General features: G+C 42.4%; 24 protein-coding genes. 6 read left to right on the top strand and 18 right to left on the bottom strand.

All coding sequences use genetic code 11. The features are described from left to right. Positions 1-25: 25 nt before the first annotated feature. Together MHH50_RS14085 and MHH50_RS14080 are read right to left on the bottom strand one after the other, a co-directional pair. Positions 26-787 (bottom strand): sugar phosphate isomerase/epimerase, encoded by a 762-nt coding sequence (locus MHH50_RS14085; RefSeq protein ID WP_076129341.1) that lies wholly within the window; start codon positions 785-787, stop codon positions 26-28. A gap of 25 nt (positions 788-812) precedes the next feature. Continuing rightward, a complete protein-coding gene (locus MHH50_RS14080; RefSeq protein ID WP_076129340.1) occupies positions 813-1,976 on the bottom strand; it encodes a Gfo/Idh/MocA family oxidoreductase in 1,164 nt (387 codons plus the stop codon). A 154-nt stretch (positions 1,977-2,130) separates the two neighbouring features. Here MHH50_RS14080 and MHH50_RS14075 point away from each other — a divergent pair, with 154 nt between their 5' ends. From MHH50_RS14075 to MHH50_RS14060, 4 genes are read left to right on the top strand one after another with little or no spacing between them, the layout of a single operon-like run. After that, positions 2,131-2,967, top strand: coding sequence for an AraC family transcriptional regulator (locus tag MHH50_RS14075; RefSeq protein WP_305953559.1), 837 nt, complete (start codon positions 2,131-2,133; stop codon positions 2,965-2,967). A 29-nt stretch (positions 2,968-2,996) separates the two neighbouring features. Next, positions 2,997-3,473, top strand: coding sequence for a GNAT family N-acetyltransferase (locus tag MHH50_RS14070; protein WP_076129380.1), 477 nt, complete (start codon positions 2,997-2,999; stop codon positions 3,471-3,473). Between the two features lie 34 nt (positions 3,474-3,507). Continuing rightward, the gene (locus tag MHH50_RS14065; RefSeq protein WP_312148052.1) at positions 3,508-4,362 is read left to right on the top strand and encodes an SDR family oxidoreductase; all 855 of its coding nucleotides are present in this window, start codon (positions 3,508-3,510) and stop codon (positions 4,360-4,362) included. Between the two features lie 22 nt (positions 4,363-4,384). Next, positions 4,385-5,275: a LysR family transcriptional regulator gene (locus MHH50_RS14060; protein ID WP_036678189.1), complete on the top strand. Its 891-nt coding sequence runs from the start codon at positions 4,385-4,387 to the stop codon at positions 5,273-5,275. Positions 5,276-5,299: 24 nt separating this feature from the next. On the opposite strand, the gene MHH50_RS14055 is transcribed toward MHH50_RS14060, so the two are convergent. The 9 genes from MHH50_RS14055 to MHH50_RS14015 form a co-directional block, all read right to left on the bottom strand. Further along, positions 5,300-5,983, bottom strand: coding sequence for an ABC transporter ATP-binding protein (locus tag MHH50_RS14055; protein ID WP_076129337.1), 684 nt, complete (start codon positions 5,981-5,983; stop codon positions 5,300-5,302). Further along, positions 5,980-7,044, bottom strand: coding sequence for an ABC transporter permease (locus MHH50_RS14050; RefSeq protein WP_340034474.1), 1,065 nt, complete (start codon positions 7,042-7,044; stop codon positions 5,980-5,982). Before MHH50_RS14050 ends, MHH50_RS14055 begins: the two co-directional genes overlap by 4 nt. Positions 7,045-7,167: 123 nt before the next feature. After that, positions 7,168-8,544: a HAMP domain-containing sensor histidine kinase gene (locus tag MHH50_RS14045; RefSeq protein ID WP_076194281.1), complete on the bottom strand. Its 1,377-nt coding sequence runs from the start codon at positions 8,542-8,544 to the stop codon at positions 7,168-7,170. Next, the gene (locus tag MHH50_RS14040; RefSeq protein ID WP_076129334.1) at positions 8,541-9,218 is read right to left on the bottom strand and encodes a response regulator transcription factor; all 678 of its coding nucleotides are present in this window, start codon (positions 9,216-9,218) and stop codon (positions 8,541-8,543) included. Before MHH50_RS14040 ends, MHH50_RS14045 begins: the two co-directional genes overlap by 4 nt. Positions 9,219-9,289: 71 nt before the next feature. Further along, entirely contained in the window at positions 9,290-10,096 is an 807-nt protein-coding gene (locus MHH50_RS14035; protein WP_340034472.1) for an NmrA family NAD(P)-binding protein, read from the bottom strand. Positions 10,097-10,113: 17 nt separating this feature from the next. Next, positions 10,114-10,563: a MarR family transcriptional regulator gene (locus tag MHH50_RS14030; protein WP_340034471.1), complete on the bottom strand. Its 450-nt coding sequence runs from the start codon at positions 10,561-10,563 to the stop codon at positions 10,114-10,116. A gap of 140 nt (positions 10,564-10,703) precedes the next feature. After that, complete coding sequence (locus MHH50_RS14025; protein WP_076129331.1) at positions 10,704-11,897, bottom strand: metallophosphoesterase; 1,194 nt, start codon at positions 11,895-11,897, stop codon at positions 10,704-10,706. A 152-nt stretch (positions 11,898-12,049) separates the two neighbouring features. After that, complete coding sequence (locus MHH50_RS14020) at positions 12,050-12,460, bottom strand: bacteriohemerythrin (protein ID WP_051491008.1); 411 nt, start codon at positions 12,458-12,460, stop codon at positions 12,050-12,052. Between the two features lie 135 nt (positions 12,461-12,595). Next, on the bottom strand, positions 12,596-13,465 hold the full coding sequence (locus MHH50_RS14015) for a cation diffusion facilitator family transporter (RefSeq protein WP_076129330.1): 870 nt from the start codon (positions 13,463-13,465) through the stop codon (positions 12,596-12,598). Between the two features lie 222 nt (positions 13,466-13,687). Between MHH50_RS14015 and MHH50_RS14010 the strand changes: the two genes are divergently transcribed. Beyond that, positions 13,688-15,073, top strand: a complete 1,386-nt coding sequence (locus MHH50_RS14010; RefSeq protein ID WP_280775679.1) for a PQQ-binding-like beta-propeller repeat protein — start codon at positions 13,688-13,690, stop codon at positions 15,071-15,073. Between the two features lie 37 nt (positions 15,074-15,110). On the opposite strand, the gene MHH50_RS14005 is transcribed toward MHH50_RS14010, so the two are convergent. Continuing rightward, a complete protein-coding gene (locus tag MHH50_RS14005; protein WP_076129328.1) occupies positions 15,111-15,614 on the bottom strand; it encodes a ferritin in 504 nt (167 codons plus the stop codon). 127 nt (positions 15,615-15,741) lie between these two features. On the opposite strand from MHH50_RS14005, the gene nagZ reads away from it, so the two are divergent. Beyond that, positions 15,742-17,040: a beta-N-acetylhexosaminidase gene (gene nagZ, locus MHH50_RS14000; protein ID WP_076305059.1), complete on the top strand. Its 1,299-nt coding sequence runs from the start codon at positions 15,742-15,744 to the stop codon at positions 17,038-17,040. 19 nt (positions 17,041-17,059) lie between these two features. Here the strand turns inward: nagZ and MHH50_RS13995 are convergent, their stop codons facing one another. The 6 genes from MHH50_RS13995 to MHH50_RS13970 all read right to left on the bottom strand — a co-directional run bounded on the left by MHH50_RS13995 (position 17,060) and on the right by MHH50_RS13970 (position 25,459). Further along, complete coding sequence (locus tag MHH50_RS13995) at positions 17,060-18,148, bottom strand: efflux RND transporter periplasmic adaptor subunit (RefSeq protein ID WP_076129326.1); 1,089 nt, start codon at positions 18,146-18,148, stop codon at positions 17,060-17,062. 30 nt (positions 18,149-18,178) lie between these two features. Next, positions 18,179-19,567, bottom strand: coding sequence for an ABC transporter permease (locus tag MHH50_RS13990; RefSeq protein WP_179086823.1), 1,389 nt, complete (start codon positions 19,565-19,567; stop codon positions 18,179-18,181). Then, a complete protein-coding gene (locus MHH50_RS13985) occupies positions 19,557-20,276 on the bottom strand; it encodes an ABC transporter ATP-binding protein (RefSeq protein WP_076129325.1) in 720 nt (239 codons plus the stop codon). Before MHH50_RS13985 ends, MHH50_RS13990 begins: the two co-directional genes overlap by 11 nt. A gap of 39 nt (positions 20,277-20,315) precedes the next feature. Next, entirely contained in the window at positions 20,316-22,913 is a 2,598-nt protein-coding gene (locus tag MHH50_RS13980; RefSeq protein ID WP_340034469.1) for a hypothetical protein, read from the bottom strand. Between the two features lie 132 nt (positions 22,914-23,045). Further along, entirely contained in the window at positions 23,046-24,374 is a 1,329-nt protein-coding gene (locus MHH50_RS13975) for a hypothetical protein (protein WP_076194294.1), read from the bottom strand. Continuing rightward, positions 24,371-25,459 (bottom strand): DUF58 domain-containing protein, encoded by a 1,089-nt coding sequence (locus MHH50_RS13970; protein ID WP_340034467.1) that lies wholly within the window; start codon positions 25,457-25,459, stop codon positions 24,371-24,373. Before MHH50_RS13970 ends, MHH50_RS13975 begins: the two co-directional genes overlap by 4 nt. Between the last annotated feature and the right edge of the window lie 2 nt (positions 25,460-25,461).

The raw sequence follows: 25,461 nt of genomic DNA, 5'->3' as shown, positions 1-25,461 counted from the left end.
CTCCTTCTATTAGTATTACTCCATTCTATAAGGTATTAAGAAGATACCGCAGACTGATCTCCAAGCTTTCAAAAGGATCACGGCGGCAAACATCCTGCTCCACTACGAACCATTCAACACCCGTTTCGCGACAGACATTGATAATTTCTTTATAGTCCATATTCCCTTCACCGATTTCAGCAAAGATCTGTTTTCTATTAACAATCGCCATATCTTTTAAATGCACTACCTGCATTCGACCTGCAACTTTGCGTATCCATTCGGCTGGACTCCCTCCGCCCGCTTGAACCCAATATAAATCCAGCTCAAAACCAACGGCAGGATCAGACTCAGTGAGCAGAATTTCCATGCCAGTCAATCCATCAAACCGTTCAAATTCAAAATCGTGATTATGATAAACAAATTGCAGATCATGTTGTTCTTTTAGTGTAACTGCAATGCCCGACATCAGCTTGGCGAATTCACGGTAACCTTCTTGCCCCGTACGGAATTTTTCCGGTAAACTTCCTAGTCCAATATTTTTGCAGTTCCACAGCTTATGTTCAGCGGCTAAAGCATCTAAATCGTTCACTAGCCGATCCCAAGACACATGGGTTGCACATATTGCCAGTCCTGCTTCATCTGCATACTCTTTTACGAGCTTCGGATCGATTGGCCCGATGCCTGAAATCTGAATAGCTTCATAACCCATAGCAGAGACCTTTTGAAAAGTGGATTTTAAATCCTCCGCAGTTTTAGTAAAATCACGTAATGTGTACATTTGAGCAGCAATGGTTGAACGATTCATAGGATCTTTCCTCTCTGATTAAAATTTAATGAGTTCCCTTAACATCAAAGGTTTGGGCGGCTGTGGTTTCTTTGTTGAAGTTAGAATTCTCCACCTTTTCCATGAGCTTCTCATAAAATAAATCTTCATCAATCGGTAACTCCACCCAATCGTCGGTCCAAGCCGATAAATACATCCCATTAGATAGCGTTAGACCGTGAATGCCTTCCTCACCCGGAGCTAACAATTTCTCATCGTGTAGAATGGCATTCGTAAAGTTCCGCAAAATTCCTTTATGCTGTTCCCCGCCACCCTCTTCTACAGGAATCTCACATTTCCAACATTCTGGACTGCCGAATCCTCCCGTAAACTCTGCATTGAATTGCGGCTCCGGCGTGCGTAGACGCCAAAAGGTTAATTTCCCGTCTTCCACTACGATTTTTCCATGATCACCAGTAATTTCGAAACGGTTAGTTCCCGGTGCTTCACCTGTTGTGGTGATAAAAAGCCCTGTCGCACCATTTTCATATTCCACATAAGCGGTTACATCGTCTTCAACCTCAATATTGCGGTATTTACCAAAATGACAAAACGCTCTGATCCGCTTAGGCATCATACCTGTCGTCCACTGCCATAAATCTAGTTGATGAGGATCTTGATTCAGCAGCACCCCACCACCTTCGCCTGCCCATGTAGCCCGCCAACCACCGGAGTTATAGTAACTTTGTGATCTGTACCAGTTGGTGATAATCCAATTTGTGCGGCGGATTTCGCCTAGTTCACCAGACTGAATGAGATCCCTAAGCTTTTGATACAAAGGATTCGTCCGCTGGTTATACATGATTCCGAATTTGCGATCAGACTTTGCTGCAGCTTCGTTCATCTGCTTAACAGCTTTGGTATAGACCCCAGCCGGTTTCTCAACCAATACATGATAGCCATATTGAAAAGCCTCGATAGCTAAAGTTGGATGATCATAATGTGGAGTACAGATTAATACTGCATCTATGAGATGAGACTCATATAACTCTTGGGGTGTTGCAAATTTCTGTACACTTTCCGGTAAATGCTCTTCTGCCCATTTCAAACGTTCTTCCCTTACATCACATACAGCTGCAAGCTCAGCATCTTTAATATGATTCAACAGACTTTGTGCATGTGCACTCCCCATATTCCCAATTCCAATAATGCCATACCGTACTTTATTCAATCAGATCACTTCCCTATTTGAGGTTATGTTATGAGAATATACTTAATTAATAGACATGAACATGAGCGAAACTAAGCATTATTTGCACAATAATAAGATGATTTAGTTAAATTAATTCGTTATAATAAGGATAATCAAGTCATAGAGGAGCTAGATGATGAATAATCCAGGTAACCTTACCGGCAGATTCCTCCAGAATCTTACCGTAAAAGTGACCCATGCCCAACTTAGAAGCGGATATAGCGGGTGGAATCGTACGTTGGAAACTCCAACCTTTAATCGGCTGTATTTTATTGACCGCGGTGAGGGAAAAGTTATCATTAACGGTGTTACTTATTATCCGAGAGCAGGTCAGCTAATGATCATGCCCGCAGGAAGCACTCAAACTACAGAGACGTCAATGAATGATCCCTATACACGCTATTTCTGCCATTTTGATGCTGATATTGGGGAGTGGCCCTTATTCCATTCGGCAAACAAACTGTTTATCTGTGATGCGCCCAACCCAGATTCCGTACGGGTTATTTTCACAGAAATGATCGAACAGTTTCAAAAAGATGATGTATTGTCCATTCTGCGTACTCAGGCGAACGTCCTCAATCTAATTGCTACTTGTCTTGAATCGAACGAGAATATCAAAACAGACTTTATGCAAGAATTTATACATACGGGGGATCAAGGAAAGCTCGCCTATGTGCTTCAATATATTGATGAGCGGCTGGATAAACCCATAGAAATAGAAGAGTTAGCAGAAATTGTCCACTTACATCCGAACTATTTCATCCCCTACTTCAAGAAATTTATAGGGGTTCCCCCCATGCATTATGTACAATTGAAAAGAATGGAGCATGCTAAAAGACAGCTTTCTTATAGCAATTTCAGCATTTCAGATATCGCGGAGCAAGTCAGTATGGAATTAGCCCATTTCTCTAAATATTTCAAAAAGACAATAGGAATCTCCCCTTCTGCCTATCGTAACAGCACTAAGTAAATTTATTAGGGAATGTCCTAATCTATGTGTTGAACTATAATAAAAAGGCTCTAACCTACAATTTTGAGGTGGTGAACGATATTCTTATCAGAACAGCATCTATAAGCGACATTCAAGAGATAGCAAGACTCTCAAGCCAGCTTGGATATCCTTTGAATATCGAACAATTAGGAGAAAGACTACAAGAAATCGGAACACACAAAGATCATACTGTATATGTAGCTGAATCAGATCACCAATTGGTAGGATGGATACATGCGACCGTTCGAATCTTACTTGAATCTCCTTCATTTATTGAAATCGGAGGTCTTGTTGTTGATCAGACTTGCCGCGGAGAAGGAATTGGCAGACAGCTTGTAGAAACCTGTGAACGATGGGCAATCCAAACAGGGTTTAGCAAAATTAGAGTACGTACCAATCAAACCAGAGAAGATGCTGTACAGTTCTATAATCATATAGGATTTTCGCCAAAAAAATCACAGCACGTACTTGATAAGGAACTTTAATCACACTCAGGACTTTTAGGGAGGTTCAATGGTTATGATAGAATTAACTTTGCATCCAGCATTAGAAGGAAAAATCGCTGTGATTACCGGAGGAGCCGGTGTATTATGCCGGGTTATGGCGCTAGAGTTAGGTCGGCAAGGAGCTAAAGTCGCGATTCTAAATCGCACCGCAGCTAAGGGAGATTTGGTTGCCGCTGAAATTACAGCCGCAGGCGGTCAAGCGATTTCACTTTCCTGTGATGTTACAGATCAACAGAGTGTTATGAAAGCCGCAGAAGCTGTTAAGAATCACTGGGGTCCTTGCGATCTATTAATTAACGGTGCTGGCGGAAATGATTCCTCAGCAAATACGACCCAAGAGATTTTCAAAAATGATGATCTGGAGAACCCGGACATATTTACTTTTTTTGACCTTAGTGTAGATGGATTTCGCAATGTGATGGACCTTAATCTGATTGGAACATTGATCCCAACCCAAGTTTTTGCCAAGCAGATGCTCGGCAGAACGGGCACATCTGTTATTAATATTTCATCCATGAGTGCACCTTCTCCAATGACCAAAGTACCTGCCTACAGCGCTGCCAAAGCAGGAATTAATAATCTCACCCAGTGGCTCTCCGTTCATTTCGCTGAGTCTGGTATACGTGTGAATGCCATTGCCCCTGGCTTTTTCCTTACTAAACAAAATGAGAAGCTGTTGGTTCGTGAAGATGGCGAGCTTACAGACCGTTCCCAAAAAATCATCTCTCATACTCCAATGCGCCGCTTTGGAAAGCCGGAGGATCTGCTTGGCACACTACTCTGGTTAGCAGATGAAGCAATGTCCAGCTTTGTGACCGGAGTTACCGTCCCCGTTGACGGTGGATTCTTGGCTTATTCGGGAGTATAGACTAATCTAATGAGGGATTACAATGATTGTAGATCCATTACGCGTATTCGTTACTGTAGCTGAACTGAGTCATTTTTCCAAAGCAGGAGAAGCGCTGAATTTATCTCAACCCGGTGTCAGTCTGCATATCCGGAATCTTGAGAATGAGCTCGGTGCTAAACTCCTGCATCGTTCTTCTAAACAGGTTAGATTAACAGAAGCCGGCAGTATTCTTTATAAACACGCCAAACAAATATTGGCTCATTTCGATGAAGCAAGTCAGGAAATCCATATGCTTCAGGACGAAGTCACTGGGAGTATACATATCGGCGCTAGTTTTACTATAGGTGAATATATTTTGCCGGCAAGACTTGCTGATTTTGCCAATCAATATCCGCAGGTCAAGCTGCAAGTGACGATAGGCAATACTGAGGAGATTATTGGAGGCGTTAAATCCAACGAACTGGACATAGGGTTTATTGAAGGTGAGGTCCATGAGAATGATCTGAATGTCACTCCTTATATGAAAGACGAGATGATTATGGTCGCTCCTGCTACCCACCCTCTGTCAAAAGCGATTTCTGTGGAGCAGAGTATGTTGCAGGATCAGGTTTGGGTGCTTCGCGAACACGGCTCGGGTACACGAGCTTTCAGTGATCATTTCCTACAGGAGGAAGATATATCTGTTAAAAGATCCTATGTCTTCAACAGCTCTCAAGGTGTTAAAGAAGCTGTAGCCTCTGGCCTCGGAATCGCCATGCTCTCCAGATGGATTGTACGGAAGGAACTAGAAAGCGGTGAGATCAAAGAGCTGCCAATCAGACAACATCATCTGGAAAGGCAATTCTCAATCATCCGACATCAAGAATGTTCTTCTTCCTTAGCTACCGATGTCTTTATAAAAAAGCTACTTGTCTTTAGAAAAGACAAGTAGCTTTTTTTCTTCCACACTATGAAATTATACTTGATGTTCAACCAAATGCCCGTCTTCCAGATGCAGAACGCGGTCACACCATTCGAGCATCCGTTCATCATGAGTGACCATTACCGCTGCTTTACCTTCACTCTTCACCTCATCAGCGATCATGCGTACAACTTCTCTTCCGCGTTTGAAGTCCAGACTGGCTGTCGGTTCATCTGCAAAAAGAATCGCTGGTTTATTCATCCATGCTCTAGCGATAGCTACACGCTGCTTCTCCCCACCGGAGAGCTGTTCCGGATAATGATTACGCCGTTTCCAGATATCCAGCCGCTTCATCAAATCAGCAGCCCGTTCCTTCGCTTCCTTAGCACTCATTTTCGCCTGCTTGGCTACAAAAAGGAGTTGCTCCTCCACCTTCAAATAAGGCAACAACTGAGCGCTTTGGAACATAAAACCTATCTTCTCTAAACGGAGCTCCGTCAGCTCACTTTTACTTTTATCTGTAAGTGATTCCCCATCTATAAAAATTTCACCACTAGTAGGTGTTAGAAGTGCACCAGCCGCTGAAAGGAATGTACTTTTCCCTGTTCCCGAAGGTCCAAGGACAGCAACGAATTCCCCTTCATTAACGATCAGATTCAAATTGTTCAGCACAGACACCGTTGTATCGCCATCACCGTAGTTTTTGGTTACTTGCTTCATGATTAGTTTTGCACTCATGCTCCAGCCCTCCCAATAGCTTCTAATGCATCTACTTTTGCCACTTTAGCGACAGAAATTAGTGATCCTAAAAGAGACATCCCAACGAATAAACAGCTGGTTAAAAGAATGGTTGAAGGCTCCAGTTGGAATGGCATCGAATCAGGCAGGACCTTATTCATCCCAAAGGTAAGCAGTAAGCTAATACAAAGACTTGATATAGCTAAAATCATGACCTGCCCTACCACGCTCCAAGCCAAGTAAGACATTTTAGTACCCATCGCCTTCAGAATACCAAACTGACTTGTTTTCTGAATCGTAATGACATAGAAGAATACCGCCAGAACAAACGCTGCGATCACAAACAGGAAAACAATCATCATTAGCAGTGAACCCTGCTCTGCCGAGTAGCCCGGAACATTGGATATAGCTACTTTTTGAGTAATGACCTCTACATCTTTTACATTCGTTGAAATCTTATTTACTTGATCAGCATTCGCATTAAGGGCAATCACATTAAACGGTACCGACGAAGAGGTTTCTTCTCCTTGGTTAACCCCCTGCTTCATAGCTTGCCAATCCTGATTGTTGATATAAACTACTGGGGTATGGCTGTAAGAGCTATCCTCAACAAAACCTGCGACAGTAAATTCCATCCCGGTCGCCTGATCACGAATGATACTGCCAAGTTTAATTCCTGACTGTTCCAGGTCACGATCAACAAGGACTTTACCGTTTGTCTCATTCGTAATCTTGTCACCTTCAACTACTTTAGGAGCTAATAACCCATTCATATCTACTGCAAAAAAAGTAATATCTGCTTTTACGTCTGCCTCGTTAGCAGTGACAGTGCTCATCTGCATTGCAAGTGAAGATGCATTATTGTCTCCAACTACTGCACGTACATTCTGGAGCTCCGCATCTGTTAACTGAGAACGTCTAAAGGTCTGATCCGCATCCCCTTGCACTACAAAATAATTCGCCGGCATGTTCTCTACTGCAGAGATATTTGCATAAGCTAATCCTCTGGCTAGTCCCGTGACGAAAAGTACAAGAAAGGAAACCAATAACATGATAACCATAATTAATAGGTATCTGGCTTTAGAATGTCGCATTTCCCTTAAGGCTAAAAACATATTACCACTCCTTCTAATCTGTATAGTCACAGTTTAGAAGATGAAAATGAACGGAGTATGAATAATGAATTACAAAAGCGGAAGTGTAACTGTAAAGGTAGTCCCTTCACCCAAAGTACTGGTTACTTCAATGGTTCCGTTATGCGCTTCTACGATTTTTTGAGAAATCGCAAGTCCAAGTCCGCTGCTATGGGTTTCATGTGTTCGTGCTCGATCTACTTTATAGAAACGATCAAAGATTAACGGTAACTCCTCGGCTGAAATGCCTTCACCCGTATCAGACACAGAAACAATACAGTTCTGTTCCACAAGCTTCGCGGAAATCATAATGGAACCCTCAGCAGGTGTGTATTTTATGGCGTTGGAGAGCAGGTTCATCCATACCTGGAACAATAGATTTGGATCACCTAGAACGCTGATATCTGCAAGATTCAAACGCACGGCCAGTTGTTTCTCTGTTAATCTCCATTCCATGATTTGTACGACCTGTCTTAGTTGTGCACGCAAGTCTGTCGACTTTTTCTGTATGGAATTAGGATCATAATCAAGCGAAGACAAGGTAAGCAGCTGTTTGCTTAGCAATGAAAGACGATGGCTTTCTTGGTCAATGATATTGAGATACTGTAACCGTTCATCCTCAGGTAAGGTTGAATCTTGTAACGCTTGGGCAAATCCCTGAATTGATGTTAATGGCGACTCAATTTCATGTGATACATTAGCGACAAATTCCTGACGTGCCCGATTTGTTCGTTCCAGCTCCCGGCTCATAATCATAAAATGGGAAGCTAACTGACCAATCTCATCACGCCGCCACGTATTCAATTTGATATCGTATCTGCCTTTTGAGATCCGTTTAGTGGCCGTCGTCAAACGTGTAATAGGTCTAACTACATGCAGTACGCTAATCATTACAAAGCCTAAGCTAAACAACACGGTGAACCCAATGATCACAGCAAAAAAGACGCGTAGCTCACCGAATTGTACTTCAGCATCCGGACGCATAAACAAAGCATACGTTTCATTGTTTACTTTTACAGGAACACCAATTGAATTACGCAGTTGATTATCAAAAAATCCGGTAATAAATGCACTGTCCGGGAAATCCGCAACCCCATGATAAATTTGCCCATTCAGAACCTTCTCTAGTTGCTGCTCATCCAAATCTTCTTTTCTAAAGGGCTTACCGTAGAATCTTGATTCCCCTTCAGCATCTGTTAAATAGATTTTATAACCCAGCTTGGCTATACTCCGCAAATAATCCTCCATTGTCTCCGGATGTGATTCTGCGAATTGTTGAACCTCGATAGCCATTCCGGTAAGTTTGGCATCGTTCTGAGATTTAATCTGGGCTTGATAGTAAATATTAGACACCAAAAATCCAAGAAGGCTACTCACCACAATTACTGAACAGAAGACAATACACATCCGGACATACAAGGATCTCATACGTTAACCATCTCCAATTTATAGCCAATGCCTCGAACGGTTCGGATCACAAAATCTTCCTGATAATCTACGAAGCGCTGACGCAAACGTTTGATATGTACATCGACTGTTCGCTCATCCCCTTCATAATCCATGCCCCATACCAGTTCAATTAACTCACTACGTGTATATAACCTGCCTGGATATTGTGCCAATTGAGCCAGAAGCTCAAACTCTTTTACCGGTAGCAGCAAAACCTCATCACCATCGGTTATTTCATAATTTTTGCGGTCAATAACTAGAGAATTTAATCGAATCCGATCATCTGAAGCAATGGAATAGCGGCGAAATAACGCTTTGATCCGAAATAGCAACTCTTCAGGCTCAAAAGGTTTCGTTAGATAATCATCCGTCCCCCGCAAATAACCTTGCTCTTTATCACTCAGCTGCTGACGTGCTGTCAATAAAATGATCGGAATATCATACGTTTCTCTAATATGCTGACATAGCTCTAACCCATCTACATGTGGCATCATTACATCTACGACCGCTAAATCCGCAATACTGTCCTGCAATTTATGTATCGCATCTCGGCCATCACTGGCCTCCATCACCTGATATCCTTCCCTTGTTAGTACATGTTTTAATAATGTTCGAATATTCACATCGTCATCTGCTACTAAAATCTTCTTCATCATTTACACTCCCTGAATAATGGATGAACTCATAGTAACAACTTTATAACGATAGAACAACTAAAGTCAGATCAAACAAAAGGCTTAATACTCTCTCTAAGTGTGGTAACCGGCCGCTCCATCAGTCTCTCCAGATCTTTTGATGTAGAAGCAGTATCTATCTTCGCTAGAAACGAATAAATCCAATGCTGAATACTTGAATCCTGGCGAAACGTAATTTTTTTCCCTGATAACTCTGATAATACATCAACTAATTCGTTGAAGTCCCAAACGTTTGGTGCAGCTAGTTCGTAGACTTGGTTCATATGTCCATTCGTTGTAAGAACCTTTGCCGTAGCTAAAGCGAGGTCCTCACGAGTGACTGAATTAAACTGCCAGTTCCCTGGATAAGTGGGTAGCTCACCGCTTTCCATCGCTTCCTTCAACCCAAGCACACCCACAAAATCTATATACAAAGCGTTACGTAGAAACGTATAATCTATCCCTGATTCAAGAATCATCTGCTCAGTTAGTAAATGAACATGATAAGAAGGAATCGGACCTTTGGGTGGAAAGGCAAAACCAGTATAAAGCAGATGCTTCACATTGGCCTTTTTTGCTGCATGAATGACCTGAGTATGCTGATGTAATCTGATCTTATCATCGGTATGAGAGCTGGAGATTAAAAGTAACGTTGTGACCCCAGTAAAAGCATCAATCAGCGTATCTAACTGGTCATAATCGCCAAAACGGACTTCGAACCCTTTTTCTAAAAAATTAACAGCTTTATCTGGCTGACGAACACAAGCAATAACTTGACTAGCCGGAACGTACTTCTCAAGCTTCTCCATAATTAAGCTGCCTAATTGACCTGTGGCTCCTGTAACCATAATCGACATACATAACACCCTTTCTGTTATTCGAATGTACTCAGTTTTTGTAATAAAAAGATAAGTTGATGAAGCTCCTGATCATTCAGATTCTTCATTCTCTCTGCGACAGCCTGACGATTCTCTGGAAGATGCTCCAGAAGTAATTGCTGGCCTTCAGTCGTAATCGAAATGACGCTTTTTCTGCCATCCTTGGTATCATTCGAACGGGTTATTAATCCATCTCGCTCCAATGGTGTTAACAGCATGCTTATATTAGCTTTGGTAACTCCAATAATGTGAGCCAATGTAGAAGGTAGAATCGCACCTCCCTGTTTAGAGATCTCCACCAAGATACGAATTCTTGCTCCGTTCAATCCTTTCGACTGCCAATATTTCTCAGAAACAGAAACTAAATTTGCAGTAGCTTCAACTAATTTAAAAAATGCTTTGGTATGCAATGGCTGATTCAGCACAAACTGTTGTAAATGATCCATATTCTATAATTCAGCTCCAATATAGTTAAGTCCTTAACTAATTTTAAACATACTACACTCCTCATGAGTTGTCAAAAAAAAGAAGCTGCCTCACCTAGCAGATAAATCTGCTGATGAAACAGCCTCTATACAAACTCACTTTAGATTAACACCGTTTTTGTGGAAACAGGCTCTTCACTGTATTTTTTAGAACCCTCCAGCATAACCTCCAGCTTAATGATCTCCGACCGGCTTGCTAAACGAATTGGGGGTCCCCATGTTCCATAACCTGACGACACGACTACATGCAAATTGTCCTTACGAAGATATCCCCAGTCCAGCTCGAACAAACGTTTAGTGATCCAGTGATTAGGAGCAATCTGTCCTCGGTGTGTATGACCCGAGAGTAGAACGTCTACCCCAGCTTGAGCGGCTACGTCGAAGCCTGTAGGCTGATGATCCATCATAATCACAGGACGTGTAAGATCAAGTCCTTCGAGCAAGGTGCTTACACTTTGTCTGCCACCAGCTTCCATCGTCTCGGCTGTCTTGTCTTTTCGGCCTACAATATACGTTCCTGCGACTTCTTCAACCTCATCTTGCAGGACCTTGATCCCAATACTACTCATCAAATCGGTATATTCCTTAATTGATCCACCATAATATTCGTGATTGCCCAGTACTGCGTAGACACCATAACGAGCTTTTAACTGTTTAATCTGTTCACTCATACTATTGCGGATAAAAGGTTCAATGCTGTCATCCAAGACATCTCCAGCCAGCAAAATCACATCGGGTTGCATCGCGTTCATTTGTGCCACCATTTTTTTGAGATGACGATTGCCCACGATATTCCCTAAGTGCAGGTCTGAAGCAACCGCGATCGTTAATGGCGTGCTAGTGCCAATAGATTTATCAATAGGTATGGAATGTGTGCGGATCACGGTACTCCAGGCGTTGATTGAACCCCAGACCAGAAAGACTGCCAGTAATATCAGAATTGTCCCGCCCGCTTCTGCAATGTAATAGGTACGATTGATTCCTGACCATCCCAGTATCACATATAATAGGTCTGCCAAAGGTAACATAATGATTGCAAATTCCATACACGCTAAATAATACGATCCAATCACTTTAAAGAATCTGGCGATCGGTTTAACCGATTTTGGCCATGGGATCATTCCAATGACATACGCAAAAGCGATCAGCATAAATAATGTCCAGAATACTGCTGACGAAACACCTGAAAACCATTCATGAATAAGTAACCAGCCGTGATAGCCAATGTAGAAATTAACAAGACCCAGAATGAGCAGCATAGCAAATCCTGAAGCTAACATTCGTAATGTTTTCATCGTTTTTCTCCCCTTTACCTAACTACTTCTCTACTTCTTATCTCAAATCATAACACAAACCGTTAACCCAGTATAAACTGCAATGCGGTGTTCGGAAAACATCGGAACTAAAAAAAGAAAATGCCCATCGGCATCTTCTTTGGAGGTTTATCTTATATCGCTTTATCACGTGTGGCCATACATTGACCAATCAGCTTATCGCATTTATTGATGTGATTTATCAGCCAGTCTGTTAACGTTCGATTAAGCTTGATGGTTGAGAGTACGGATACTCCTTTTGTTTTGACCGTTTCTTCCAATTCGAGAACTGCCTTCACGAAATCAGCATGCGTCTGACGATGTTCAGCTAGTTCAGGGAAGTTGATCTCCTCCATCAGCTGCTCTTCATTACTGAAATGTTCAATCGTGTATTCTTTTAAGAATTTCAGTGTTTCCTCAATCTTTTCTTTCCCTTGCTGATTACTGCATGCTTCAAAGAATTCGTTCAATTTCGCTAACAACTGTCTGTGCTGGCAGTCAATTTTTTCTACACCGATATCATATGAATCTTTCCAAGCGATCATGAAATCACCATTCCGTTTCTTGAAAATTACATTTTAATTTTATTTTCCACCTTTCTCCACAAAAGAACTATTAACAACATCACAGGTGCTTATATTCAACCATTAGCTGTACATATGGCACCTACTGATAAATCTCTACTTCATCACGGGTTCGATATGTACAAGTACATTGGAAACTTGGTGCCGGTCTTTTAACTGTTCTTCAATTTCTTCCGTAATATCATGACTCTGCACTACACTTAGCTGAGAATCCACTAGCACAGTTGTGTCTACTAATACGTTATTCCCATGGATACGGGCTTTGATATCTTTTATGGATTGTACACCATCAATTTCTGCCACAGTTTCTTTCATATGTTCAAGCTCTTCCGCATCAAATCCGTCCGTCAGATCATGCGTAGCTTTGCTAAAGATATCCCATGCCGTCTTACAGATGATTAGTCCGACAATGATGGCTGTAAGCGGGTCAAGCCAAGGAACGCCCAAGGAGGAAGCCACAATTCCGATAAAAGCGCCCACGCTAACTATAGCATCTGATCGATTATCCAGTGCTACTGCCCGCATTGCGTTACTGTTAATGGCACGGGCCAGCCTAATATTATACATATAGACAGCCATCATAACTACAGCACAGCCCACTGCCGTCCACGCCGCTATGAGATCAGGACTTTCCAGTGCTGGTTGAATAAATTTGTTCACAGCTTGGTACAAAACTTGAAGCCCTACCGCAATCATAATGAATGAAGCAATTAATGAAGCCACGGTCTCCGCTCTAAAATGCCCGTAGCTGTGGTTCGAATCCGGCGGTCTTCTGGAAATCTTCAGGCCAATTAGTACCGCGATAGAAGCAATAATATCTGTACTGTTATTCAATCCATCTGCAAGCAACGCTTGAGATCCTGAGACCGTACCTATGAACAGCTTAATAGCTGATAAAAAGATATAAGCAACGATGCTTAGCCAAGCTCCTTTTTCGCCTTGTTTAATGTCGTTATAAGTTTCCAAAAAAAGAACCCCCAAAGAATAGTATTGTTCTATACTACACTTTGAGAATCGGGTGGGTCTAGAGAAACAGTGTTGCTACGGGGCGCAATAGTTCCCTCTGTCAAATAGAGTTGCAAGGTCGTAACTGTTTTGCAGGACGCAACATAGTTTGCCCCCGTTCAACTTTGCTTCCATTCTTCTGGAATAGTAACTTTTTGCTATTTTTATTGTCTAATTATAGTAATGACTAATTCAAAGGAGCGTGGAGTGATGATTCAGTCTTTGCCGAAGAAAATTGTTACATGTTTAGCTATAGGGAGTATTTTAATTCCAATAACAAACAGTGGATCAATGTCAGTCATTTCTGCAGAAAAAGCAATTGTAAGCCTAAGTAACACTTATTACAGTGAAGTCACAGCCCCGATCCTAAAACCTGTTTGGTCAGCACAACTCGCCATTTTAAAAAAAGACAGAATCACCGGACAGGACATTACAGCACTCGCGGAAAACGGGAAGATCTTTGCGTTGCAGCGCAATGAAAAATTAACCGCAATGAATGCGGCAACAGGCAAAAAAATATGGGAGTTCGGAAGTGGATTAGCGCCGCTATTCACGTACAGCAATGGATTTATCTACGGTCTAACCCAAAGCGGCTCCCTATATGCCGTTAATGAGGCAGGTAAAAAAGCATGGTCGGCTTCCATAACACTCCCCAAAGCTACAAATATACAGCGTTTAGGATCTACTATTTATGTTACTCAAGAGGAACAATTAGCAGCAGTTGACGCCGTAACCGGAAAGATCAAATGGAAGGCTGTAGAGAAAAGCAATAACTTTACAGGCTTATCAGAGGTCATGGAATCAGATGGGGTCGTTATTCGCAGCTATCTGTCTCAAGGGGCCTTAACAACTGCTGGACTCGCCGCTTATGACAGTCTGACAGGAAAAAAACTATGGGACCAGACCCGGCAGTGGATGCCGTTAGCAGTGAAGGATGGGCTCCTCTACTCTATCACGAATACATTTATGATGGATGATGACCCGGTAAATCGAAAAGTCAAAGTATCCGTGTTCAACATAAAGACAGGTGAATTAAAAGGAGAACGTTTATATAAATGGACAGATACCGAGAATAAAGATGGTGTGTACAGTTATAATGGGATGAATGGAAACGCGTTTTTGGATGGAAAGGACTTTTATATCTTTCAGGGCAGTAAGTTTGTGAAATATGATTTCTGGAATTATTCTGCAGAGGGTAAACCGGTGCAAACCTGGGCCTCGATGGTTAAAGAAAAAGACTCTCCATTGAACCAAGTTTATCAACAAAGAATGTTATTTCAAAATCAAGATAAAGGTACTTTATCCGCACTTAAGCTAGGAACCGGCCAGCTTGTCGACCTCAATATTGGAGAGAATCCAGTGGTACAGACGGATCTGTTCGGAAACGTGGTTTATAGTGGACAATCTGATGGCCTATTTCACGCTTATGACATGTTAACTCTAAAGCCTATTTTCACTGTGAACACAGGCTCTCGTAACTTTGCCCCTTCCCTTAAAACTGGAGGGATGCTGATGATTCGGACGGATAATAAGCTGCTCGCGATTAAACTTCCTACCTCTATAAAATAAAACAGCCTGATTTCTCAGGCTGTTGGGCTTCAATAACTTATTCAGCCGGAGCTGTAAAAGTACGTGCAGCAAACTCGGCATCCAGCATGTAGAAGGCGTTGCTATCTTTTTCAATTCGTTTCAGTTTACTGATGATGTTGCTAAAGAGTGCTTCTTCTTCTACTTGCTCGTCTATAAACCATTTCAAGAAATAAATCGTCGCATGTTCACGCTCATCCAGAGCAAGGTCAGCCAAATGATAGAACCGTTTAGTATTCTGCTGTTCATGCGCGAAGGCATGTTCAAAAGCATCTAACATCGAGTTATATTCGTTCTTCGGCTCTGGTAGTGCTTCTAGTGTAGCACGGTTATCCCGGTCGTTAAGGAATTTATAAATCTTCATGGCATGGAACCGTTCTTCTTCGGCTTGAATTAGAAAAAAGTTTGCAAATCCATCCAGACTTTCGCCGGAACAATAAGCAGCCATCGCTAGATAAACATGAGCGGAATAAAACTCGAAATTCATCTGTTCATTAAGTGCTTGTACTAATCCATCTTTCATTGGACCGTCACCTCATTATTCAAATTTAATATGTGAATATTTAAGTTTATCTTATCACCGTGCTTCTAAGTCAGCAAGGATTCCTCTCCCAATATCTAATTTAGCTAACGAAAGGACGACTATTCAGATGATTAGATTCACCCGTCACAGCCTAAAGCCTAAGATTTCCGGTACACTCTTCATTATTGCAGCTATGGTGTCACTGTTCCTCATTGCTGGCTGTTCTAATAGCAGCAGTAATTCACAGTCCGAAGCTACCGATTCACCGACCTCCCAATCCACACCTGCACCAACCACCAGCTTGGCTCCCACCCCCTCAGCAGTCAGCGATCCAATTGCTCTTCAGGTTGCTGAGATGACTTTGGAAGAAAAAATCGGACAAATGCTCCTAGTTGGAATTGATGGAACTGTCCTTGATGAGCAAGCTAAAAAGATGATTACCGAAGACAAAATAGGTGGAATCATCCTCTATAAGGACAATATTAAAAGCCTGAAAGGGATGATCAGTCTTATCAATTCTATGAAAAAGAGTAACACTGGCAACCCTGCCCCACTATTCATGAGTGTTGATCAGGAGGGTGGAAAAGTCAGCCGGATGCCTAAAGAATATGCTACATTCCCTTCTAACGGAACAGTGGGTGCAAGTAATGACGCTGCTGCTGCCGAGAAAATGGGAAAGCTGCTCGCAAGAGAAGTACGTTCAGCCGGATTTAATATGAACTTTGCTCCCGTTCTCGATATCAATAGCAATCCAGACAATCCAGTCATCGGAGACCGGTCGTTCGGCAATGCTGCTGGCCAAGTCATTCAACTAGGGATTGCCGAAATGAAGGGAATTGAGAGCGAAGGCGTCGTTCCTGTTGTCAAGCATTTCCCAGGACACGGAGATACTTCTGTCGACTCCCATCTGGATCTGCCGATTGTGAACAAAACAGCCGGTCAGCTAGCCGACTTAGAATGGCTCCCCTTCCAAGCAGCCATTAAAGAGGGGACGGACGCCGTAATGGTCGCTCATATTTTGTTTCCAAAATTAGATCCAGACAAACCCGCATCCTTATCGCGTACCATTATTGGTGAACAGCTTCGAGATGAAATGGGCTACCAAGGAATCGTAATTACAGACGATCTAACCATGGGAGCCATTATGAAGAACTACGATCTGACTACAGCAGCAGTAGATACTGTGAATGCAGGTAGTGATATTCTCCTTGTCGCTCACGGCTATGATAATGAAAAACGGGTCATGGACTCCCTCCTGCAAAACGTAAAAAACGGTAAGATTCAAGAAACACGGATTGATGAAAGCGTCTATCGGATCTTAGCCTTAAAAGCCAAATATAACCTTTCCGATGAGCAAATCCCGGTTCCTGATCTTACCGATCTTAATAAAGATATTAACGTTTGGCGTCAAACGATTGAGAAGTAAATCTAAGCGTTAGTCATTGTTACTGAAGAACAACAACATCTCCAACCTTCAACCCAGAGAGAACCTCTGTTTTGTCCGTAGTTTCCAGACCCACTTCGATGTCTTTTCGTTCATATTGCCCGTCCCCTTTATCCAGCATAACGTAGGAGAGGTCTCCTTCATGCATTACAGCTATGCTGGATACAACGGTGGCATTTTCTTTGCGAACTGTTTCAATTTCTCCGTTTAAGCTTAAGCCACCGATCAAATGCTCGTCAGGCTGCAGCGTGATAACCACTTCGAATTGAGGAACCGAACTGGCAGTAGCATTCTGACCTGAAGCTGTCTTTGCAAATTTCGCCACCTTCGTAACTTCTCCAGATAACTTCAAATCTTTTATAGCTGTCATTTTTACGTCGACCTTCATGCCTGTCTTTATACGGAAGACGTCTTGTTCACCTACAAGAGCAATGAATTCTAGCTTGTTCATATCTACTATTTTTCCGATATATTGATTATCTGTCACTGTTTGCGGAATTTCGCTTGCACTGTCAAATAAGAAAATGCCGGTTGCCGGAGCATAATAAAGTGCTGTTTTGAGTTTGGCTTTTTTCTCTGTTAATTCGCGTGCCTGTATTTCGGCATTGACCTGATTAAGCTCGTCCCCTAGCCGTGTTGCTTCTTGGGCTGTGAGTGCTTTAATGCGTTCTGCTTCAGTCGCACCAAGGGCTGCATTCTCCTCGTCTTGCTGGCTTACAAATGCATTCAGCTCTGCTTCCAGCTTTGCTTTACGGATGGTCGCCTCTTGTGTAGCAATCTCATTCTTCAAGGCTTCCTGATCGAGAGTAAACAGTAAATCACCTTTTTTGACCTGTCCACCGTTCTCAACCTTCCACTTTGTCACCTTTGAAGCATATGGAGCATAAACAAGCGTTTCTTTCTCATAATTAGAATTACCTTTAACCTGTATGGAATTGGTAATGGTCTCCTGTGTGACCTCAAAAGTTATGGCTTGTGGGGGTTCAACAGGCTCTAACTGCGCTTCAGGCTTATACATCTTACTATATAGAAAATAACCTGCTGCAATTATAATCAGTACCAATACAATCCACTTGATTCTCCTCTTCATCACTTTGGCTTCCTTTCAACTTAAAAATAGCTAATCCCGTTTAATCGCCGTGAGTGCATTCGTTCTGGATGCACTGATCGCCGGATAAATACCCGATAATACCCCTGTCATTACCGCAAATGCGATCCCAACCGGAAGAGTCATCAGAGGAATATAAATCACCAAAGGCTCGCCTCCACCCATTCCTGAAGAGTTACCGATGAGCTTATTAATTCCTAATACAATCAAGTATGAAAAGGCTATGCCGAGCAATCCGCCCAACATCCCGAGCAATGCCGCTTCTGTAATGAACATATTGCGGATCTGGCCCATATTGGCGCCTAACACTTTCATAATACCGATCTGCCGTCGTCGTTGATGAGTGGACATAGTCATCGCAACGATAATGGAGATCGAAGCAATAATCAGAATAAATACACCTATACCGAGAGCTGCTTTCTTGACCATGCTGAAGGTATCAGCGAGTGCCTCTTTTTGATACAAATTTGTGCTTGTTGTTAAGGTAAGTTTCTGAATAAGCTTCTCTAGTTCCACGATATTCTCAGTGCTGTCTACCTTTACAATCGCTGAGTTATAGACACCCTTTTGCCCAGCGGTTCCACTCGATAGCTTCATTTGTTCTACAAGCCGCTCGCCAGTCTCTAGTGACACATAGATCTTCTTGTCGTACATAGCCATATCCTCGTTCGTTCCACTCGGGTTGTCGAGGATTCCCACCACTTGAATCGGTGAGCTAACTAACATCCCTCCGGTTTGAGAGGCGGGATCAAAAGACTGTAATTGAACCTGTTGCTTGTACATATCTGTTGGAAGCATGCTTAAGCTGTTGTACTGTTCCATCAACTTATTGTTATATGGATCTGTACTCAGTTGTTCAAAAAGACGCTGCCGAGTTTCGTTATCAATCAGTCCAACGGTTGCACCATAGTTCAGTACAGCCATTCCTACCAAATCAGAAGCTCCGCCTTGTTTGAATTTCTTATCATATTTCGTTAACAAGCGTAGATCCGTTCCAATAAGCTGTACATCTGTTATTTTATTATCGATAGTCAACATCTGTATGTACCCTAGCTCTTGAAAGGGAGCTGCTGCAGTTACATGCCGCAAGCCTTTAATAATCTCCAGCTTTTGTGCTGTCAGCCTGCCGGGATCAAGCTTTTCATTGGCCGCAGACGATCCGCTGCCACCGCTGCCTCCTCCTTGGGAGGGTATACCTCCGTTGGGAGACACCGTAATTTCATCCATTTTGAAATTGCGGTTGATTTCCCGCTCCGTGTAGCTCTGTGCGGAGTCTCCTATACTTAATGCAACTATGATTGCAGCACATCCAATGGATATGCCAGCCATACAAAGACCTGTGACAACTTTCCGCCGTTTGACCTGTTCCCAAGCCAAGCGGGAAATATCACTAATCCTCAATGAGTATACCCCCTTCGAGTTCAGTATTCGAAGAAGTTTGGTTTTCAGTAATCATATATCCGTCCCGAAGCGTGAATATCCGCTGCATTTGCTCCGCGACTTTTAGCTCGTGAGTTACAACTATGAAGGTGGTCTTCATCTTCTTGTTCAGGTTAAGCAGGATATTGATAATTTCTTCTTCTGTCTTCGAATCTAGGTTTCCGGTTGGTTCATCTGCAAAGATAACAGATGGTTCCGTAATCAAGGAGCGTGCAATACTAACACGCTGCTGCTGTCCGCCAGACAGCTGGGAAGGGAACAAGTCGGCTTTATCAGGAATGCCGACTCCTTCCAACAATTCTAAAGCTTTTTGTTTACGTATAGAGGGTGCAACGGATTGAAAAACCAGCGGCAGCTCTACATTTTCACGGACTGTCATGCTAGTAATCAGCTCATAAGCTTGAAAGATAAACCCGATATTTTTTCTACGAAATTCCGATAGCTTATTCTCACTCATCTTCACGATATCTTGATCGGCAATATAAATATGGCCTTCCGTAGGTTTCATTAGTCCTGCCATCAGATTGAGCATCGTTGACTTACCGGAACCCGAGCTCCCCAGCAGTGCTACCATCTCCCCCTCTTTCACAGAAAAGTCAATTTGATGAAGCACTGCTGTAGTTTCATTACCGTTTTTATAAGAATGCGTTACATTTTCCACTCGCAACATTGGAGCTGCTCCTCTTCGTACAATAATAGATATGAAATGCTATTTCTCAGTTACAACTGCTCTATCAATCTTGATGTTATAAGCTTGACTAGCCAGCTCGATCCGTTCACCTTGGAATTCATCGTACAGCGTGATCCGGTAGGTTCCTCCTGACAAATTCTTATACATATTATTGCTAAAGCTTGCTGTATACGAGTTGTTGGTCCCTTCAAGAATATCGGTGCCAATGTTCAAGCTTCGTTCCTGAGATAGACCATATGGATCCGTCATTTTGAGGACCAGCTTATGCGTGAAGGTTCCCATATCATAGCTGCTGTCACGAAGAAGATTGTAATTCATAACTATATTTATAGAGTCACTGCCTTGTAGTGAGCGCCCTTCCGAACTTAGAACGGACATGGTATACGGATAAATAGCCACCTTCGTCAAGTTCTTCTCTGGTGGTGTGATGACCGGATTTAATGACAGTGATGCCATATTAATAAATCCAGTGGATTCCTGACCGGGTTCCGTCAGCTTATTCCCAGTAATCCCTGGCCCAAGGAACAGGCTTACATCAGAAGCATTAACAGCCTTCGGAACCTTAGCCCAATAGGTGATTAATTGCTTACCGCCTGGAGTAGCAGACGTATCCGGCTGATTGGCTGTAGCTTCGAATAGCTGACCATCTCCCGTTTTGTAATAAGCTTGGAGGCGAGCCATTTTGCTTTGTCTTTTCTCTTCACTGCTCAGAAGCAGCTCTGTGTATACGAGATTGGAGTTAAGTCCTTCATAAATAATGGTTTTGTTCTCTTGCACTTTTGCGTTCTTGCCTTTACCAGAGATAACATAACTTCCTCCAGTTTCAATAGAAGCTACAGCGTTCATCATGCTGTTCGTAGTAACTGACAGGAACGAGCTTTTCTCTTCTTTTACCATAGAATAAAGATTTAATTTTAATTTATCGAACTCTTGTGTATAAGGAATTTTGGCAAACACATAGATTTCAGCGTTTTTACCGGGCCCAATCGTTGAAGTTTCCTTATCCATAAACAATTCCGTTGAAGATGACATGTCCTCATTGTCTACCTGAACAGCTCCCTTTAATTCCGGCAGAGACAAGGCAACCGATTGGGTATTCGTAATATTTAATCTGGCAACAACGATATCATCGTCTTTCCATGGAAAACGCTGCAAGGAAACTAAACTATAAGTAAACGTCCCATATTCATTTGTTGCTCTATATTCCATACCTTTCTGTATCTCAGGACGCAAGGTATAGGAGATCGTAAAGTAAGCAACCGGAACCGTTAGTTTAGCTGTGTTACTCGTAGCGACATTGGTTCCACCAGTGCTTCCAGTTGCTGCACCTTCTCCAGTAGTTCCCGTTTCACTATTATCTGGAGCAGAAACAGCCTCAATCATCTGCAATTGCAGTGAATTCTGTTCTACCTCAAGGGGTACCTGTGCGGTAAGCGGGATGATTTTTTCCTCCAGCGGTTTTATGGTTAATCCGCTCAAGCCCTTAGAATTGATCGGAAAGGTTGTCCCCGTTGAGGATTTGACAGCAAGCTCATAAGAAGGTAACGTAACGGCTGTCTTTCCTGTATTCTTCACTCGCAGCTGAAAAGTCCAGAATCCCTTATTGTTCTCTGCGTATACGGTTGCGTTATTTAATTGGGTTTCAACCGTATTGTTATTGATGGTAATTTTCTTGATTACACCTTTGCCAACTACCAGATTTGGTGTAGTAGCCGCAGGCAGCTTGTACGAGGATTTGGCAATCTCCAGCTTCAGCGCCTCATCCTTTTGGGTGAATTGCAGTTTCATATTCTCCGTCTTCATATACGAAGGAATTTCTGTAAGATAATAAATGGTTTTTTTCTCTTGGGGCTGAATTTTATAACTAAGCTGAGAACGGTCAAGGGCTAATTCATACGAGCTTCCCCCTGCCGAGACCAAATATGCTGCGTAACCAGGATCACTTAATACTTTGCTGCCTTTATTGGTCAAGCTTATGCCCACCTTGGCATAAACCTTTCCGCTGTATTTGTAGAGCTCCAAGGATTCACTTTTAGCAATAACCGGAATGTCATTCATTGTAGTGCTTACATTTTTTCCGTTTACAGCGGTTGGCGAATAGTTGGCGGGTATATTAAAAGTTCCTACTTGCTTGAGATACCCCTTGGTTTTGGAATCCCAAACGTACATTGGAATCTTGATACCTTTTAACGAATTTACCTGGCCGACATTAACATAATATGTAACGCGCAAGCTTTCGTTAGAACCCACTTTTTTCTTAGTAGCGTCCGCACTTAGTGGATTCCCTGGAATAACAGAGCCGCCAGAGGTCATAACTCTCGAAAAATAATACAGTAGGCTAGCACTTTTGCTGCTTCCATTCGAATAGTTAATTGTATAAGTTAAAATATTGCCTCCAGGCTGTGACCAAATATTCACATCTTCCAGTGTAGCTTTGATATTAGCTCCTAAAGAAACGGAACCCAGATTACTAGGAGCTGTTACAGTTGCAGCAGCTACCGCCGATTTTGGCTGAACAGAACTAACTGCAGCAGCCGAAGCGGTATGCCCTGTCAACTGGCTTATGACAAAGGTGCTTAAGAGTAAAACAACATATGTACTGCTATGCTTTCTCATTGACTTCCCTCCACGAGTATTTTACTAGAATTATTATAGTGGTTAGCACAGATCCAATTGTATCCATGTTGTAACTCTTACAGGTCTTTTGTAACCTATTTGTTCCAATTTGCATATATTCTGAAAATGATTCTATAATTTCAGTTGATTTTTCAAAGCTGCAATATCAGAAGCGGCAGGCTCATCTTCTCCGTATCTAACTTTTTCATATATTTCAATCAATTGATCTGCTGCTAAAGAATCATCATCACCCTTACGTTTATGCTTGCTACGATCTCCCCATAGCAAAACATCCCTTTTTGTTTCCTGCGGCGTAAGATAACTTTTCATTTCATAACCGTTATCGCGCTTTATATTAAGCCACCGCCGATAAAGCCAACGGACACGTTCCTGCTCGCCATTCATCTGATCCCAGCGATCCTTACGATGTTTTGAAGGAAGACGAGAGCTCCAGAAATCCTTTAACCCTCGAACGGTTTGTTCCCAAGTAAAGACGCTTTTCTCCTCGTCAAGATATGCTGTATTATTCTTAGGGGTATGTTCCCTACGTAACATCGATAACAATGCATCTATGACTTTCCGCCACTTTTCTCCAGCATTTCTGTACAACCAGCGAAGTGCATAATAGGCTGCAAACCCCAATAATACCGCCGCCAAAATATAAAACCCGTATTCTAGTATAATAGCTAGCCAGCCACGCTTTTGCTCGCCAACAGGTGGTAACATCGGAGTTGCTGGCGGCAATTCTGCTGGCGGAGGCTCTGGTTCTTTTGTGCCAGAAAATAACTGATTAATAAAATTGAAAAATGAGCGTAAGAGTCTCCATACCAATGATCCTATAGCTTTACCGACACCTGCCGCTAGTACAGCTGCAATAACTCCAATCACAATGACATATATACGATTATTCCGTTGTATCCCTTTGGGCAGCGTTTCATTCTCTTCAGTAAGTGCGCTGTATCGTATATAGCTGCTATTAGAAATAAGTAAAGTCAGTATTAAATACAGACTGCCACACCAGGTCAATAACGGCACACTTGGCTCCAATTCAGGAACTCTATGAAACGCTATAGTTGCCACAAAATAGATTATTATACCTATCCAAAACATTCTGAATCTATTATTTCTAGAGTCTACCGTCATCCCTAAGAATGTACATATAATTCCAGCCACACCTAAGGGAAGGCTTTCGATGGATAAACTCCCTGAAGCCACACCTAATAATGCCCCGAGGATTAAGGCGGCAAGTAATTGCTTCCATCTTACATTGCAAAAATTGCGCAAAAGAATGCCTGCTAAAGCTAGTATAGGCAGCGCAATCAACCATATTTGTTCATCTTGTTGGGGCAACAAATATATCTGAAATAGAACCCAAACCGGTAGAAATAGCAACAATTCAATAATAGACCACAACCAGAGTTTCACTGTTTCCCTTACATAGCCAGACAACGTAAGCTTCATGCGCTCTCTCTCCCTTGTTCCGGAATATCCAGCCATTCCACACCATTGCCTTGCTGCATTAGCAGATCCGTCGCCTTTTGCAATTCTGCTCCCCTATGGCAGCTTATGATTAGAAAGTCTGTGTCACTAATTCCACTCTCAACCTGCAATTCCAATAGTCGACTCATAGGAAGTGTTCTATCCAGCTTCAGCCTTGCCAGGAGCTCTAACATATCTTCGAGCTGAGCCATCGGCTCTGCTTCAATTGGATCTCTTTCGCCAGCATCGTCCAATCTGCCATTACAGATTAATCCGGTCTCAATTCCATGCTGCATTGCGTATTCAGCTATAGTCGCTGCATATCTTATTCCTTGCTCGATTCGTTCCACATCAGTCACCGTTCTCCACATGGAATCACTGTCCTCTATATTCAGACAGATGACGAGCCGGGAATCAGCCGTGTAATCTTTTTTATGAACCTGCATAACACCAGTACGTGCTGTAGCCTTCCAGTTTACCAATCCCATAGAATCTCCTGAGCTATATTCACGAATGCCAGCAGTCAGAAAAGGGTCTTCAACGATCCATCTTTTCACAGGAAGCTCACCCAGCCAGCTATGAATGGGCAATGGAAGCTCCTCTAGATTCAGCAGAACGGGATAGATCAACAACTCTAACTCGAGTGGATATGTTTTGTTTTTTCGAGTCAAACCAAATGGATCTCCCGTTGTCATAGTCACGGATTCCAAACGATATAAACCACGACGCTCACATGTCACTTGATGCCGTCGTTTAATATGACGATAAGATTTTAAATAGAATAAACTAATATGATTCTGAGAGATTTCACCTGTACTAATCCCAAGATTATCCTGACTTCCAAATTCCAGACCTCTCGCAATACTAGACTCCAATCGGAGCCACGGCAAAGGAAGAAGCTTCGCATTAATGATCTCCTCGATCATCTCAATACGTTCTCCTTCATAAGCAGTTTTATGTGAAAAATAGCGAGAATAACTAAGCGCTTTCAGACCATTCCGTTTATAAATGTCAGCAAGAAGTAACACCAACGCCACTGTAATGAAAATGAACCAAGGCAAAGCCATAG

This window comes from Paenibacillus sp. FSL H3-0302, from assembly GCF_037982245.1.
Lineage (GTDB): Bacteria > Bacillota > Bacilli > Paenibacillales > Paenibacillaceae > Paenibacillus_AQ > Paenibacillus_AQ odorifer.
Note: the sequence above shows the minus strand (reverse complement) of the source record. Positions and strands in the feature narration are given on the sequence as shown.